The sequence below is a fragment of the Pseudonocardia sp. Cha107L01 genome (assembly GCF_052566575.1).
Genome location: NZ_CP199579.1, coordinates 7,000,284 through 7,014,746 on the forward strand (window position 1 = coordinate 7,000,284; position 14,463 = coordinate 7,014,746).

Annotated in this window: 16 protein-coding genes and 2 pseudogenes; 7 read left to right on the forward strand and 11 right to left on the reverse strand. The window is 66.9% G+C overall.

Features of this window, described 5'->3' with window-relative positions:
- The first annotated feature begins 213 nt into the window (after positions 1 to 213).
- The 4 genes from ACTXG6_RS32955 to ACTXG6_RS32970 all read left to right on the forward strand — a co-directional run bounded on the left by ACTXG6_RS32955 (position 214) and on the right by ACTXG6_RS32970 (position 2,137).
- Positions 214 to 600 (forward strand): hypothetical protein, encoded by a 387-nt coding sequence (locus ACTXG6_RS32955; protein WP_445183309.1) that lies wholly within the window; start codon positions 214 to 216, stop codon positions 598 to 600.
- A gap of 61 nt (positions 601 to 661) precedes the next feature.
- Complete coding sequence (locus ACTXG6_RS32960; protein WP_445183310.1) at positions 662 to 1,096, forward strand: PPOX class F420-dependent oxidoreductase; 435 nt, start codon at positions 662 to 664, stop codon at positions 1,094 to 1,096.
- A 534-nt stretch (positions 1,097 to 1,630) separates the two neighbouring features.
- Positions 1,631 to 1,939 carry a hypothetical protein gene (locus ACTXG6_RS32965; RefSeq protein WP_445183311.1) on the forward strand — a complete coding sequence of 103 codons (309 nt, stop codon included), beginning with the start codon at positions 1,631 to 1,633 and terminating at the stop codon, positions 1,937 to 1,939.
- A gap of 51 nt (positions 1,940 to 1,990) precedes the next feature.
- Positions 1,991 to 2,137, forward strand: a complete 147-nt coding sequence (locus tag ACTXG6_RS32970; RefSeq protein WP_445183312.1) for a hypothetical protein — start codon at positions 1,991 to 1,993, stop codon at positions 2,135 to 2,137.
- 165 nt (positions 2,138 to 2,302) lie between these two features.
- Here ACTXG6_RS32970 and ACTXG6_RS32975 read toward each other — a convergent pair whose 3' ends face one another.
- Both ACTXG6_RS32975 and ACTXG6_RS32980 read right to left on the reverse strand, forming a co-directional pair.
- On the reverse strand, positions 2,303 to 3,238 hold the full coding sequence (locus ACTXG6_RS32975; RefSeq protein WP_445183313.1) for a formate/nitrite transporter family protein: 936 nt from the start codon (positions 3,236 to 3,238) through the stop codon (positions 2,303 to 2,305).
- Between the two features lie 346 nt (positions 3,239 to 3,584).
- Entirely contained in the window at positions 3,585 to 3,989 is a 405-nt protein-coding gene (locus ACTXG6_RS32980) for a LytR/AlgR family response regulator transcription factor (RefSeq protein ID WP_445183314.1), read from the reverse strand.
- 280 nt (positions 3,990 to 4,269) lie between these two features.
- Here ACTXG6_RS32980 and ACTXG6_RS32985 point away from each other — a divergent pair.
- Positions 4,270 to 4,410 (forward strand): annotated as a pseudogene (locus tag ACTXG6_RS32985) (DUF4118 domain-containing protein); the annotation flags it as partial.
- A 189-nt stretch (positions 4,411 to 4,599) separates the two neighbouring features.
- Here ACTXG6_RS32985 and ACTXG6_RS32990 read toward each other — a convergent pair.
- From ACTXG6_RS32990 to ACTXG6_RS33000, 3 genes and pseudogenes are all read right to left on the reverse strand, one after another.
- Positions 4,600 to 4,821: pseudogene (locus ACTXG6_RS32990) on the reverse strand (DoxX family protein); the annotation flags it as partial.
- On the reverse strand, positions 4,797 to 5,072 hold the full coding sequence (locus ACTXG6_RS32995) for a hypothetical protein (RefSeq protein ID WP_445183315.1): 276 nt from the start codon (positions 5,070 to 5,072) through the stop codon (positions 4,797 to 4,799). The gene ACTXG6_RS32995 and the pseudogene ACTXG6_RS32990, both read right to left, overlap by 25 nt.
- Positions 5,073 to 5,411: 339 nt before the next feature.
- Complete coding sequence (locus ACTXG6_RS33000; RefSeq protein ID WP_445183316.1) at positions 5,412 to 5,726, reverse strand: hypothetical protein; 315 nt, start codon at positions 5,724 to 5,726, stop codon at positions 5,412 to 5,414.
- A gap of 13 nt (positions 5,727 to 5,739) precedes the next feature.
- Here ACTXG6_RS33000 and ACTXG6_RS33005 point away from each other — a divergent pair, with 13 nt between their 5' ends.
- A complete protein-coding gene (locus ACTXG6_RS33005) occupies positions 5,740 to 7,557 on the forward strand; it encodes an ABC transporter ATP-binding protein (RefSeq protein WP_445183317.1) in 1,818 nt (605 codons plus the stop codon).
- A gap of 188 nt (positions 7,558 to 7,745) precedes the next feature.
- Here ACTXG6_RS33005 and ACTXG6_RS33010 read toward each other — a convergent pair whose 3' ends face one another.
- Positions 7,746 to 9,446, reverse strand: a complete 1,701-nt coding sequence (locus tag ACTXG6_RS33010; RefSeq protein ID WP_445190154.1) for an IS1634 family transposase — start codon at positions 9,444 to 9,446, stop codon at positions 7,746 to 7,748.
- Positions 9,447 to 9,775: 329 nt separating this feature from the next.
- Between ACTXG6_RS33010 and ACTXG6_RS33015 the strand changes: the two genes are divergently transcribed.
- On the forward strand, positions 9,776 to 10,168 hold the full coding sequence (locus ACTXG6_RS33015) for a reverse transcriptase domain-containing protein (RefSeq protein ID WP_445183318.1): 393 nt from the start codon (positions 9,776 to 9,778) through the stop codon (positions 10,166 to 10,168).
- Between the two features lie 19 nt (positions 10,169 to 10,187).
- Here the strand turns inward: ACTXG6_RS33015 and ACTXG6_RS33020 are convergent, their stop codons facing one another.
- The 5 genes from ACTXG6_RS33020 to ACTXG6_RS33040 all read right to left on the reverse strand — a co-directional run bounded on the left by ACTXG6_RS33020 (position 10,188) and on the right by ACTXG6_RS33040 (position 14,355).
- A complete protein-coding gene (locus ACTXG6_RS33020; protein WP_445190155.1) occupies positions 10,188 to 10,502 on the reverse strand; it encodes a tyrosine-type recombinase/integrase in 315 nt (104 codons plus the stop codon).
- A gap of 30 nt (positions 10,503 to 10,532) precedes the next feature.
- Positions 10,533 to 11,453 carry a tyrosine-type recombinase/integrase gene (locus ACTXG6_RS33025; RefSeq protein ID WP_445183319.1) on the reverse strand — a complete coding sequence of 307 codons (921 nt, stop codon included), beginning with the start codon at positions 11,451 to 11,453 and terminating at the stop codon, positions 10,533 to 10,535.
- 51 nt (positions 11,454 to 11,504) lie between these two features.
- The gene (locus ACTXG6_RS33030; RefSeq protein ID WP_445183320.1) at positions 11,505 to 12,734 is read right to left on the reverse strand and encodes a site-specific integrase; all 1,230 of its coding nucleotides are present in this window, start codon (positions 12,732 to 12,734) and stop codon (positions 11,505 to 11,507) included.
- A gap of 407 nt (positions 12,735 to 13,141) precedes the next feature.
- Complete coding sequence (locus ACTXG6_RS33035) at positions 13,142 to 14,149, reverse strand: tyrosine-type recombinase/integrase (protein WP_445183321.1); 1,008 nt, start codon at positions 14,147 to 14,149, stop codon at positions 13,142 to 13,144.
- Complete coding sequence (locus ACTXG6_RS33040) at positions 14,146 to 14,355, reverse strand: hypothetical protein (protein ID WP_445183322.1); 210 nt, start codon at positions 14,353 to 14,355, stop codon at positions 14,146 to 14,148. Before ACTXG6_RS33040 ends, ACTXG6_RS33035 begins: the two co-directional genes overlap by 4 nt.
- Positions 14,356 to 14,463: the final 108 nt, after the last annotated feature.

The window sequence follows — 14,463 nt, forward strand, 5'->3', positions numbered from 1 at the left end:
GCGCCGGTCCGATCGCTCCCTCGGGGCAAGAGCCGAGCGGAGGGCTGGCCTCTCCAGGCTGAATCCCGCTGGGGGTGGATCGATCAGAGTGCGGGTATGAGCGTCGCACGAGTGCCGCGCCGGCGGGAGCGGTCGGTGTGGCGCACAGTGTGCGCGGACTGCCCCGAACCGATGTGGGGTGTCCACGGAACACCAGCGGAAACGGCAGAAGCCATGACAGCCACGCTGAACCGGCGCGCGCTCGACGATGCTCGGGAGCTCATCGCGACGGGCAGGTACATCATTGACGACCGCGACGCCTGGAGCGAGCACCAGCCCTCCACACAGCGGGAGAACGCGTTCATCGAGCGGCACGGCATGGCTGAGTATGGGAAGTGGCACCTCGGGATCGACGAGACGCTCGACGTCGCCAACAAGGGGCGCTACAAGGTTCCCTACGAGACTTCGAGAAGGTCCACCGGTGCGGGCTGCTGGCCGCCGAGTCACGGGCCGGGCAACGCAAGTACTACGACATCGAGCTCGCCGTGGCGCACCTGCACAGCATGTTGGAGGTGTTGTGTCGGACCGCGCACGCATCCAACAGCTCTCGCCGCGGTCTAGGTGACGGCGCGCCCGATCCGGTCCACTGATGTTCCATCCACACTACTGGAGGTCGGCCACCATGGCGCACTCGGCGAACGACCAGCAGCTGCACCCCATGGCGCGGGAGTTGGCGGCTGGGAAGAACTTTGCGGCGGTCTCGACCCATTTTCCCAGCGGCACCATCCAGACGCAGATGATCTGGGTGGACGCCAGGGACGGAAAGATCGTCCTGAACACCGAGACTCACCGCGCGAAGTACCGGAACGTCCAGCGCGACCCTCGCATCACCGTACTGGTCCGCGACGAGCAGGATCCCTACCGCTACGCCGAGGTGCGCGGCGAGGTCACCGCGACCACCATGGGCGAGCAGGCGCGGGCGCACATCGACGAACTGGCGCGGAAGTACACCGGCTCGCCCTACCCACCGGAGAACATCAAGTCCGAGCGGGTGATGTTGTGGATCACCCCACGACACCAGACCATCGTCGACCAGAGCAGGGGCGTCGAAGGCTGAACGGGTGATGGATCGCCCCCCGCGCTCAGGATGGCTGACGGCACGCGGCCACGCAGAACTTAAGTCCACCTACCCGGAGATCTGCTGTCCGCGAGCCCGGAGATCAAATGTCCGCCCACCCGGAGTTCCCAATGACCGTTGACACTCGGGACCTTACCCGCCCGGGGATGGGTCGAGGGCTGGTTGAGCGCCGGGGTGATGGATCAAGGTCGCGGGCCACGCCGAGCTGCGCGCACATGAACGAGACCGAGTATTGCTTGTCGCCGACCCAGTCCGCGATGACAGCAGATGGGCTCGCTGGGTTCGCTCCGCCCTGCGTGTCAGGGTGAGTTGAGGCCGGCACGCGCGCGTACATGGCGAGCCGGGCACGGCGACCGTGCCGCCGTACGTGCGAGCATGGGACGCCGCGTCACTCGCGATTGACGCCGACACGAACCTCGGCCTGGTGCTCGTGAAGCCGGCGACCGGTGCCGTTATCGACTACATCGTCGACGCGCTGGGCGGGCTCGGCTGGTTGGTGAGCTGCCCGTCGGCGTGCCCGCCTTCGTCACGGCCGCCGGCAACCTCGCCAAGTCGCTGCCGGAACACCAGGTCCGCACTTGCACCTCGGCCGAGGTCGTCGGGCTGCTGCGGCGGGCGCTGAGCAATGCCGGGGAGCGGAGCGGCAACCTGCGGACCGCACTTGCCGAGTACGGCGCCCATTACAACGGTCGGCGACCACACCGCGCGCAGCGACTTCTCCCGCCACGCCCCGATCATCCCGCCCCGGACCTTGACCAGCAGCGGATCAGACGTCGACCGATCCTGGGAGGCCTGATCAACGAGTACGAACGTGCAGCCTAAACCCGCAGGTCAACCCCGGCAGCCGAGTTCTGGAACCCGACAGGTTGCGCGATGCTGGTCCCGGCGACCGTGGTGGCCGAAGTCGTCTATCTCCTCGAGCGCAGGGCGGGGCCCGAGGTCGAAGCGCCCTCGCTGGCCGGAGCCGGAACCATCCCCACCGGAGCACGACCAGGTGACTTCGATACGACGAAAGATTGATCCCGGGCCGTGATCAGGCGGTTTGGGGTGTTCGTCGCGCAGACGCGAGAGCCAGCGTCGTCGCGATGCCGGCGATCGGGCTGATTCGTCGCCGACGCTCGCGTGTTCGCTGATGTGAAGGAAGCGGTGCCGCGTGTTTCGGTCAATCAAGTTCTGCGAGCACGTCTACACGTGCTCCCGTTCTTCCTTCACCCGGTGAGGCACCCGAAGCAGCCGGACTGCGGTGACCAGAACCAGGCCGCCGACCAGGTTACCCAGCGACGACCAGCACAGTGCAATTAGCCAGTCGGCGTAGCCGTAGTCGGTGTGACCGGTGAGTAGACCGCAGAACATGAGGATGGAGTCCAGCACCGAGTGGAAAAGCTGCGCGCCGACCAGCACGAACGAGAACAAGATCGCGGGCACCAGTTGGACTCCCAGATTCTCGGTGGCGTGCTGCATCCGCGTGAGCAAAGTGATCACGGCTCCGCCCAGCACCGCCAGGGAGAACGACTCAACGGTGACGCCGAGGTGTGCGTAGTGGCCACCGATCTGCACGGCAGTGGCCCGAACGCCGGGCAGTGCAACGACGATCAGCGCTGCCATGACGAATCCGCCCGCAAGGTTGGCGATCAAGCTCACCCCCCACAAGCGCGCCAGCTGGAACACCGTGCCTCGCCGGGCGACAACCGCGATGACCGGCACCAGGAAGTTCTCGGTGAACAACTCGCTGCGGGCCAGCAGCAGCGCCACGAAACCGATCGTGAACGTCGCCGCCGCGAGTAGGCTGTCTCCGGTCTCGGTCTTGACGACCAGGTAGATCAGAACCCCCATACCGACGTCCACACCGCCCACGAAACCTGTGCTCAACAGCGGTAGCAGTGGCCGGGTCAATCTGGTGTGACCTTCTTCGACCAACCGGTCGAACGCATCCTCCACCTCGGGTTCCTCCCGAGATCCGGCTGCGGACACGAGGTCGCCCGAGCCCCCTGACGGCGCCGCGTCGGTCACGGTTCGAGTTGGTCGACGAAGGGCACGGGATGGTCCTTCCCCTGGACGATCATGTCGCTTCAGACCGGCGGCGGGAGAGCCTATCTCGCGGCTGGTGCGCAACGCCTTCATTCACGACCTGTCGCAGCCGGCTAATACCGCTTCTGCCGATCGATGCTTCATCCAGGACGCCTCATGGGGAGGCTTACCCCGATGGGCAGCCGTCATCCCCGATCAGCACCCGAATTTTTCGACTGACCTCATGCGATATCAGCTCTGTACAACGCCGAGGCCGGGCGGCGCGACGCGTTGTTGATGGCAGGCGACCGAGCTGGGGAGCAAGGTAGTTGTTTTCACCTACTTCCTCGCCCACCCGGAGATGGTGTGCGGCCACGGCCAAGAGTCGCGCTCATCTCCTGATCGGCCAGCAATCGGGCGTCCGTAGATCGTCCGGGTTTATCCCATGATCGGCTCCTCTCTAGTCAAGTCGCGGGGTGGCCTGGCGGAGTCGAGTAACCAGCTCGAAGCCGCTCTCGCCACCCAGGTCGATGTCCACCAGCGTGACGTCCGGCTGGAGCTCGTCGGCTCGCTGGAGGGCCTCGGCGCTGTTCGAGGCAACGGCGACGACGGAGATGCCCTCGTGCTCGAGCAGGCTTCGGGCCGCGCGCAGGAACCTCGGATTGTCATCTACGATCAGGCAGCGCACCTTGACCTTCAGAATCCCATCGCCGCCCGCGGGCACTGCGGTGTCGGCCGGACTGGCGTCCCGGCCGGCACGAAACGCTGATATCGGTTTGTCCGGGAGGTCGTCCCGGCCGGCACCAGTCAACCTGGCGAGGACTTGATCGACGCGGTGGTACTCACCGCGCACCAGGCGGGTCACCTCGTGTAGCTCATCGAGACTGATGGTGGCCCTCCCAGACCTCGTCCACCGACAAACTGGTCGAGCTGAGAAGGTCATTCCGGAGATGGCACCCCAACCGATGGCACGGGATGAGACGGCATGGCGCCGGGTCAGCGGACCCATCGTCCGCTGGTTGAGCGGGCTGCTCGCCAGCGTGGCGATGGTGGCTGCGGTGAGCGGCCTGGTCGCGTTGCTCGATCCGCGCGTGCCCCCGCTTTTCCTGCTAGCCCTCTAGGCGCTCGGGGTCGTGGCGCTTGCCATGGTGTGGGATACCGGGCTTGCGGTAGTCAATGCGGTCCTTGCCGTTACGGTCTTCGACTACCTCTTCATACCTCCACTCCACACGCTCGGGGTCGACGACATGGCCGACGTTGTAGCGTTGGTGGTCTTCCTTGCAACGGCGATCGTCGTGGGAGTCCCGGCGTCCCGGTTGCGGCGGGCGGTGCTGGAGTCGGCACGGCTGTCGAAGGAGCTCGCGGCGTGCGCGGGTGCGCATACGTCCCATCGAGGCGGTGGCCGTCCCACACCGTGGCGTCGTCGAACGTGCGGTGGCATGGACCGCGCAGGCGAAGAAGAGGACGAGCCCGCCGGCCGCGGCGGTCCCGACCCCGGGCACGCCGAGCAGGCCCAGGAGCATGCCGGCGGACCCGGCGGTCTTGAGAGTGCCGATGGGGAAGATCAACCAGGGCAGCGGCACCCCGGCCCGGGTCATGGCCGGCACGATCGCCGGCAATCGTGCGAGGGGCGCGACGCCCGAGAAGCCCGTAGCGAGGACGGCGACGACGGTCACGACGAGGTGGGCGGTGTGCATGCCGGCTCCTGGGGAATGTGCGCGGTGCCCGTTTCACTGGCGGCGGGTATGTCGTAGTGGATGCCGTGGCGGGAGGCGATGGGATTGATCTTGGTCGGGTCCAGCTCGCCGTCGGTCAGCACGGACAGGCCGGCCTCGACCAGGTCCTCCAAGTAGCACTCCCACCCGCCGGGGGTGGAGATCTGCAGGACCCGTGGCGGCGGCCGTGAGGCGCCGCGCAGCGCGTGCGGCACCCTCGCCGGGAGCAGCACGAACGCGCCAGGTTCGGCGATCAGGGTCCGGTCCGTCGAACTCGACCTCGAGGCGCCCGTCCAGCACGTACACGCACTCGTCCGCCCCATACCCGCGACTCTTTCAAATCTTTTTCACATTATGAGAAACTGATTTGTCTCACATTTGAGGATTTCGGACTAGATTGCTGAGATACCTCAGGTTACTCAGGATTATCATAGTAAATTCACATTCTAGATCAATGCTTGCTTCGGTGATCGAACTTATGTTGGTCTATTTGAGTGGTCCAGCGGGATTTGCCGTAACCGATGCGAGGAGTGGCTCGCTATACCCCTCGTGGGAGCGCCGCATGGCGTCCTTCACAGAGACGCACAAAGACGGAGGAAAGAATGGGAAGCAGCAGATGGGGTTGGGTCCGGGACGATGACTGGCGCCGCCGCGGTGACGACGACGACCGTCGCCGGCGTGAGGACGACGACCGCCGCCGGCGTGAGGACGAGGACCGTCGCCGGCACCACCACCGATAGATAGACGCTGTGGTGGTGGTCCTGCCCGTGGGGGTGGGGCCACCACCGGGGGGCCGCGAAGATGACGAAGTTCACCGAACAGCCGCGGCCGCCTCGCGGGTCGGCGTGGGCGGCTGCGCTGGGTACAGCGTCGGGCGGCTTGCTCACCACGACACCCCGAGTGGGAGTGCGAGCGAGCTTCGTCCGGTTCTGGCCGGACACCGCCCCGTTCCGCGCTCGGTTGTGGATCAGTCTGGGGCTGGTCGCGGTGTCCCCGGTGTTGAGCACGGTCGCGATCTGGCTGTTCAAGGTCGTGATCGACAATGTCGTGGTTCCGCACGACTTCCACCTGTTCCCGGTGCTTGCCGGGGCATACGTTGCACTCGCGGTGGTCCAAGGCGTGGTGTCGTTCACCGATCAGTACCTGTCGACCTGGGTCGGCGAGCGGTTCGTGCTGAACCTTCGGACTCGCCTGTTCGCCCACCTGCACCAGCTCTCGCCCGGGTTCTTCGAACAGCGGCCGCTCGGTGACATTCTGTCCCGGTTGACCGGGGACATCGGTGCCATTGAGGAACTGGTTCTGTCCGGCCTTGCCCAAGCCCTGACCTACCTGTGTCAGCTCGTCTTTTTCACCGGCGCGCTGTTCTACCTGGACTGGCGCCTGGCCGGGGCCTCGTTGATCGCCGCGCCGAGTTTCCTATGGGCCGCTCGGTTCTTCTCAACGCGGATCAAGGAGGCTTCCCGGGAGAAACGCCGCCGAGCCGGCGCCATCACCACCGTGGCCGAGGAGAGTTTCAGTAACGCCGCGTTGGTCCGCGCCTACGACCGCACCGACGCCGAGAGCACCCGATTTCACGAGGAGAACCTGGGCAGCTTCACCGCCCAGATGCTCGCCACCCGGCTGCAGGCCCTGTTCGGCCCCTTGAGTGACCTCCTCGAGGTCATCGGCGTCATGCTGGTCCTCGGCCTGGCGGTATGGGAGCTGGCGAACAACCGCATCACGATCGGCGGTGTACTGGTCTTCGTGGCCTACCTGACCCAGCTCTACGGACCTGTTCAAGGCGTCGGGCGGCTCAGCAACTCCCTGTTCGCCGCCAGCGCAAGCACCGAGCGGGTCATCGAGCTACTCGACGAAACACCCCTGGTCACCGAACCTGCCCACCCCACACCGCTGCGCCGCGCCCACGGCGCGGTGCGCTTGCGGGGGGTCAGCTTCACCTACCCGGGCACCGAACACCCCGCGCTGGGCGGGATCGACCTCGACGTCGCGGTGGGTGAAAAGATCGCCGTGGTCGGTGCCAGCGGCGCCGGGAAGTCCACTCTGGCGAAGCTGTTGCTGCGTTTCTACGACCCCACCCTCGGTGCCATCAGCATCGACGGTATTGATCTACGACAGCTCGCCCTCAGCGATCTCTACCGCAACGTCGGCACCGTGCTACAGGAGACGCTGGTCTTCGACGCCACCATTGGGGACAACATCGGCTGGGGCAAACCCCACGCCACCAAAGCCGACATCATTGCCGCGGCCACCGCCGCTGACGCCCACGAGTTCATCCTCGCGCTACCACAGGGTTATGACACCCGGGTCGGTCAACGCGGGCGGATGCTATCGGGAGGACAACGCCAACGCCTGGCCATCGCCCGCGCGATGATCCGCGACGCGCCGATCCTGTTGCTCGACGAACCCACCACCGGCCTCGACGCCGAATCCAGCCAACGTGTCCTGGCGCCACTGCGCCGACTCATGCACGGCCGGACCACGATCATCATCTCGCACAACCTGCTCACCGTGACCGACGCCGACCACATCGTGTTCCTAGAGCACGGCCGCATCACTGGAACCGGCACCCACACCCAACTCTTAGCCACCAACCCCGCATACGCCCACCTCTACCGCCTGCACCAACCCACGACTCCCGCGGACAGCGGACCCTCATCCCTCGCGCCACGACAGGCGATCTGGCCCATGGATTCGGGCCGACAGGGGGTCCCGACCTAAGCAATGCGCCGGCACCGCGACTCCGCCGCCGCGTCGCGCAAACACCCCAGCACTCAGACCCGGGTTCCGCAGTTGAGAGGCACATGGGCGGGTCGGATTCGGGGTTTGACCTGGGGGAACGCCCGTGAGGGCGCGGAGGGGGCGTGTGCCTACGCCGTTCGCCAGGCTCGGGTGGGTGTTTTGCCTGGTCAGGCCGGGTCTAGCGCGGTCACGGTGGTCGGGGCGGATACCTGACAATCGCGCAGAATGGCCGCCTGGGCGGTGGTGAGCGGTGTGGTGTGCACGGCGGTGCCGGCGCTGCCGGTCAGCGTCACGGCGTGGACCCGGCTGAGTTCGGTGTTGATGCGCCGCCAGGTCATGCCGGCGCGACGTTCGGCGAGGCGCACGAGCAGTAGCGCCAACCAGCACAGCAGGACGTGGGCACGGATGCGGTGTTCGAGCCGGTGGAAGACCGGCCGCAGTAGCAGGCTGGACTTGAGGTCGCGGAATCCGCGCTCGGCTTCCAGGAGGTTCTTGTAGCCCAGGGCGGTGTCCTCGGCGCTGAGGTGTGGGTCGGAGGTGGCGATGAGGTACTTGCCGTCCAGCCGTTCCTCCTGCTTGATCTTCGCGCGGTTGAGTGACAACCTGCCGGTCGGTGACTGGTGCAGCCAGCGGCCCAGGGTCGGGTGATCGCGCAGTGCGCATTCGGCCTTGGTGTGCGCGGCTTCAGCCTTCTGTCGGGTTGTCGCGTTCGTCTTCTTGCGGTCGCGTTCGCGTGCCTGCTTGATCCGCTCGAGCTCGGCTTCCAGTCGGGTGAGCGCGTCTTCGCGTTGGGTGCGGTCGCGCTCGGCCTGTTCGGGGTTGTGACAGATGACGAACCGCACGTCGGTGTCAGCTCCGAGGCGGACTTCCTTGACTCGCAGGTTCTCTTTGACCTGCTGGTAGCGGCCCTGACGGGCGAGTACTTGCTCGACCAGCGGATTCCCGTCGCGCATGCGCATCCCGGCGATGAAGTGCCCGCCGGCGCGGCGCAGATAGGCCAGGTTGTCCGCGCTGGAGAATCCGCGGTCGACGACGGTGATGACGCGTCCGAGGCGCCAGCCGCGCATGTCGTCCTTCACTCCGGGCAGGATTGCCTGATCGGACGTGTTGCCGGGCCAGCACCACACGCGCACCGGGATGCCCTCCTTGGTGACGGCCAGCCCGATGACGATCTGCGGGAGGTCGTCACGGTGGTCCTTGGAGTGGCCGTAACGGCGGAACGCCTCGTCGCCGCTGTCCTCGGTGTCGCGCTCGAAATAGGTGGACGTGGTGTCGAAGAACAGCAGGTCGACCTCGAGGTTGAGCAGGTTGGCCACGGCGAAGAACACCGCTTCCTGTACCTCGGCCTGGGCGTCGGCCTCCACCAGCAGGTCCATGGCGCGGTAGGCCTGGTCCTCGTCCATCGACTCGAGTCCGTCGATCGCCACGTCGTGGCTGGCCCACTCGCCCGCGGAGAGCTTCGACATCGGGTCGATGGCCCGGTTGGCGACCAGCGCGAACAGCACCCGCTCCACGTCGGTGGCGAACCGGCGCGGCCCGAGTACCTTGCGCAGCGCGGTGTCGATCTCCAGCGCCCGCCACAGCCCGTCGAGCAGGTGCACCGCCCCTACCGGGCGTGAGCCGGTCACGGACAGCCCGTCCCCGACCAGCTGCGTGGCATCCGCCACCGCCCCATCAGCGGTGCCCAGGTAGCGGTTGATCGAGGTGACCAGCCGCGCCAGCCCGTCGCGGTCGAGCTGGTCCTCCCGGCCCAGGTTCAACAGCACCTGCGCCTGCGTGACCCCGTCCACCCGACGGTTGTGCGCCAGCTGCACGTATCGCACGACCGTGCCGTCCCGGTTCTTCCGCTGCGTCGCCCGCAGATACATGCCCACCAGCCGACCAGGAACAGCCAGCGTGATCAAGCCCGACACCACAAGTCGTGTGCCCACGCTTTTCGGAGATTCCGAGGACGCCGCAGACCCACTACCAGCACAAACACGAATCAGAAGGAGCCTATGTGCCCATCAACCGCGGAACTCGGGTCAGAAGACCGCCCAGGGCCGATTCCGCTGCCCCGGGTCAACAGATCAACGCGCTCGATGAGGTGAGCCTTACCGGCCCGAGCGGCCCCCGGACCCCCGGCCATGCCGACCAATCCGCGGGGCCAGTGTTTCGGGATTGTTGGCCACGAGCCACGAGTCACGAGCGACGGGGCGTGGAAGCCCGGTTCGAGATCCGCTCGTACGGATTTCGACGAGGCCGGGGCTGTCACGAGGCGATCGAGGCCATCTTCAACACGCTGCATGGGCGCAACGCCCAGCGGCTATCGATCCTGGACGCGGACTTGACCGCGGCGTTCGACCGGATCGACCACTCCCAGCTACTGGCCGTTCTCGGGTCGTTTCCCGGAAAGGAAACAACCCGGCAGTGGCTGACGGCGGGTGTGTTCGAACCTGGCAAGGGATTCGCTCCCACCCAGGAGGGAACCCCGCAGGGGGGGTTATGTTCAGCTGCGCATAAGCCCCCTTATGAACAGTGCCGGGTTATGCGTAGCGCTGGCCTGCCGGCCCTGGTGACAGCGACGCTGGGGGTCGAGCACTGCGCATAACCCTTCCTGGTGCGGAGGCTCACAGGTTGGCGAGCCAGTTGAGCAGTCCGGGGTCCTGGTTCCATTCGGGCAGGTCGCCGGCGACGATGTCGGTGTAGGCGGCTTCGAGGGCTTTGCGTTTGGCCTCGGTGGAGGCTCTGGCGTAGATATCGGTGGTGGCCAGCTCGACGTGTCCGAGGATGTCGCGGATGTAGGGCAGCGGCACGCCTGCCTCGTAGAGGTGCATGGCCCGGGAATGGCGTAGTACGTGTGGGCTGAGCTCGGCGCGGGCGAGTGCCGGGTCGCCGGCCTTGGCCTGGTGTTGGCGGATGATCCAGGCGCGGCCAGATGCGATGTGAGGAAGCGGTGCAGGAAGACCGCGAAGTCAGTCGCCATAGCACGGCCCTGCCGCGAGCCGCGGGACGACGTCACCGAATGCGCGGTGGATCTGGGTAGTGACCTGCGGGTAAGACTCGGCGGTCAGCCTCAGGTAGTAGTCGGTGTCGGCGATCGAGGAATGACCCATGTAGGCCTGCAGGACCGGCAGCAGCGCGCCGACGTCCTCGTCGCGGGTGAACCATGACCGCACATTGTTCACTGCCATGGTGTGCCGGAGATCATGGACGCGGGGGCCGTGACCGCGGCCGCCGTGCGGAATGCGGGCCTGCCACAGGAACCGGCGGAAGTTCTTGTCAATGTTGGCGAGCGTCAGCGGCCGCCCGGACGTGCCGGCGAAGAACCAGTCCCCGCCGGTGCGCCCGGCGACGCGACCGTGGTAGTCAGCCAGCCTTTCGCGCAGCGGTGCGCTGACCGGCACCTGCCGGTCTTTGCCGCCCTTGCCGTCGCGGATTGCCAGGACGCCGGCATCGGGGTCAACGTCGCCGAAGCGCAGCAGCCGGGCCTCGGAGGCGCGCAGGCCGCACGCGTAGATCGTGCGGAAAAGCACCGGCATGACCAGGTGCCGGAACGGTACCTGCGAGTCGTAGCGACAGCGGTCTGTCTGGGTGAACAGGGCCGCCAACTCCAGGTCGGTGTAGATGTGCGGGACATAGCGGGCGGGCCTGGGCAGCGCCCCGGAGGGAAGAACATAGGCCGGCACGCCCCGGCGGCCGAGCCAGCGGGCCAGCTCCCGCACCGGCGCGGCCAGGCCCTGCAGGGTCGCCGGTTTGACTCCCCGCTCGCGGGCCGAGGTGATCCACGCCTCGACCGAGGCCCGGGCGGGCGCGTCCAGCCCGGGGAACTGGCTGTCGGAGAACGCGGCGAAGCGGGCCAGCACCCGCTCCTCGGCGTCGTACTTATAGCCCACGGCGCGCTTCTCCGTGACCAGGGCCGTGATCGCCCCGGCTGATGCCGGGGCTCATCGCGTCACCTCACGCCCTGGCGCGTCCGGGTCCAGCGCGCACTTGGAGAGCAGCCCCAGCGACGACTTCAGGTAAACGCCGGTCGACTGAACTGACTGGTGACCGAGGATGTCCGCGATCTGTTCGACCGGCGTGCCGCCTTCCATCAGCCGGGTCGCCAGCGTATGCCGGAGCGAGTGCATGCCATGACGGCGTTTCTCACTCACCGGGACGTGAGCTACCCGGGCGTGCTTGACCAGGATCTGATGCAGATGGTCCTGGTCGGAGAACGGCCCAATAGGGGCCAGGTGCCGCACGAACACCTGCGGGCAGTCGCAGGCCGGCCGGCCATGGCGGATGTAGTCGATCACCGCCCAGCCAACCTCTTTCAGCAGCGGCAGCTGCACCCGGTGACCGGTCTTGGCCTGCGTCACGAACAGGCGGTTGCCCGGCCAGTCGAAGTCGGCGAACTCCAGCCGCCTGACATCGACGCCGCGCAGCCCGAGCCTGGTGATCAGCAGGATGATCGCGTAGTCGCGCTTCCCGCACGGGTTGTCCCGGTCGATCGCCTCCACGATCCTGGCCACCTCGCCGGGATCCCACACCGACGGGATCCTGGCCTGCTTGATCGAGGGCACCGCCGGAACCACAACCAAGCAGGCGGCGTCGACCAGGCCGTCGGCGGACGCGAACCGCAGAAACGACCGCAGCGCACCCAGTTTCTGCTCGACCGTCTTGACCTGGTATCCGGCCAGCGTGACGACGAACGCCTCGATCGTGGCGGCGTCGCACCGGGCCAGCCCGCCGCGCGTGCCGGTGAACGCGACAAACTCACCGGCCACTGTTCCGTACGTCCGAACGGTCGACACGGCGCGATCCGCCGCGCGCAGCCACGCCTGGAACCGGGCGACGGTCTCGGCGCCGTCCCCGGACAGCTTGCTCACCGACCGGTTATAGCGACGCAGCACCGCACCGTGCGCCGCGTACTCGCCCAGCATCTGGGCGACCCTGAACAGATAGATGTCATTCGGCTTCAGCGAGCCCGCCTGTTCCTTGCCGAAGAAGCCGCAGGCTTCGTCGACCCACGCCATCGCCACGTCCAGGGAGAACTCCTCCACGCCACGGGCGGCGAAGAAGTTCTGCATGCGGCGCCAGCAGCCCCGGTACCACACCATCGTCGCGTCCTTGTAGCCCAGACGCCGCAACTCCGCGTCCAGACCTGACACCAGCGCAGACACAGTCGTCATCACGCCGACCTCCTGATCATCTGGGTTCGGCACCATGCCGAACCGCCCGATCAGAAGCCTCGGCGCATTATGCGCAGTGCTCGACCCCCAGCGTCGCTGTCACCAGGGCCGGCAGGCCAGCGCTACGCATAACCCGGCACTGTTCATAAGGCGGAGTGATCAGCCCCGTCCTATTGAACGTCGCGCTGCACGGGCTAGAACGGGCCGCCAGGGTTCGATATCAAACCAGCCCCACCCATACCGGGTGGGCGCGGGCGAGGTCCCCGGTGCTGGTGCGTTACGCCGATTTATGCCGAATTCAGCATAAGTCCGCTTATGTCGACTGCCGGATTATGCCGACCGGCGTTGTTGAGTGTGTTGGTGAGCTTTGGTTTCAGGTCGGTGGGGTCGGCATAATCCGGGGTGGGTTAGAGCGTTTGGAGGAAGGTCAGCAGGCTGTCTGGGGCGGTGTAGCGGTGGAGCCTTCCGCCGGTGGGGTCGGTGCGGGCCAGGGCGCGTTCTTTGATTGCCATGTCGGCGTGGAGATAGATCTGGGCGGTGTCCGTTCCTTCGTGACCGAGCCAGAGCGCGATGACGGAGATGTCCACCCCGGAGCGCAGTAGTGCCATTGCGGTGGAGTGGCGCAGGGTGTGTGGTGTGACGTTCTTGCTCGTCAGGGACGAGCAGGCGGCTGCGGCGGTGTGGGCGTGTTTGGTGACGAGGCGGGCGATCGCGTCGCGCGATAGTGGGGTGCCCCGGCGGGTAGGAAACACCGGATCGCCAGGTTCGCCGGCTCGCTCGTTGAGCCAGGTCCGGAGGGCTTTGGCGGTGGGGCGGGTCAGCGGGGTGCAGCGATCTTTGCGGCCTTTGCCATGGCAGCGCAGGTGTGCGCCGGTGGCGAGGTGGGTGTCGCTGACGCGCAGGTTGGCCAGCTCGCTGACGCGCAGTCCGGTGTGGATGGCGACCAGCAGCAGAGTGTGGTCGCGCCGCCCGAGCCAGGTGGACAGGTCCGGGGCGGCGATCAGCGCGGCGGTCTCGGCGTGGGTCAGGTAGTCCACGATCGCCCGGTCGTAGCGTGCGGGCGGGATGGCTAGCACGCGTTGGATGAGCGCGGCGTGCTCCGGTGCGCGCGGTAGGGCATGGCGGAAGAATGAGTGGATTGCGGCAAGCCGCGCGTTGCGGGTGGCGGCGGTATTACCTCGCTCACTCCGCAGGTGCTGCAGAAACGCGCCGACCGCAGGGGCGTCCAGGTCGGCCAGGCCCAACTGGGCGGGCTGGCGTCGGGCGCGGGTGCTGGCGAAGCCGAGCAGGAGTGTGAACGCGTCGCGGTAGGCGGCGATGGTGTTCGGGCTAGCTTGGCGTTGGCGCATCAGCTTGTCGGTGAAGAAGCTCTGCAGCAGTGCCGGCAGGTCGCCCGATTCCGATCGCGCGGTCATCGCGGGGTCTCGCTGGTGGTGAAGGCGTGCTCGAGCCGGGCTGCGGCCAACTCGAGTAGTTCGGGTGATCCGCTGAGGTACCAATACGACGACTTCGGGTCGACGTGGCCGAGGTAAGTGGCCAGCAGCGGCATCCGGGCCTGGACGTCGACGCCGGCGCGATACCAGTCCAGCAAGGTTGTCGTCTGCCACGAGTAAGGGACCACCTGGGATCTAGTTTTGCCACGAGGATGGGACCAGGGGCTTGCCGGTGATGGGACCACCTGTTTGCCAGTAGTGGGACCACCCGGCGTGGCTCCCCGCCTTCCGGTCGT

Excerpts from the sequence above, each read along its gene's own strand:
- ACTXG6_RS32955 (WP_445183309.1), top strand. The coding sequence starts at position 214 with ATGACAGCCACGCTGAACCGGCGCGCGCTCGACGATGCTCGGGAGCTC.
- ACTXG6_RS32960 (WP_445183310.1), top strand. The coding sequence starts at position 662 with ATGGCGCACTCGGCGAACGACCAGCAGCTGCACCCCATGGCGCGGGAG.
- ACTXG6_RS32970 (WP_445183312.1), top strand. The coding sequence starts at position 1,991 with ATGCTGGTCCCGGCGACCGTGGTGGCCGAAGTCGTCTATCTCCTCGAG.
- ACTXG6_RS32975 (WP_445183313.1), bottom strand. The coding sequence starts at position 3,238 with ATGAAGGCGTTGCGCACCAGCCGCGAGATAGGCTCTCCCGCCGCCGGT.
- ACTXG6_RS33010 (WP_445190154.1), bottom strand. The coding sequence starts at position 9,446 with ATGTATCTGCGGGCGACGCAGCGGAAGAACCGGGACGGCACGGTCGTG.
- ACTXG6_RS33030 (WP_445183320.1), bottom strand. The coding sequence starts at position 12,734 with ATGACGACTGTGTCTGCGCTGGTGTCAGGTCTGGACGCGGAGTTGCGG.
- ACTXG6_RS33035 (WP_445183321.1), bottom strand. The coding sequence starts at position 14,149 with ATGACCGCGCGATCGGAATCGGGCGACCTGCCGGCACTGCTGCAGAGC.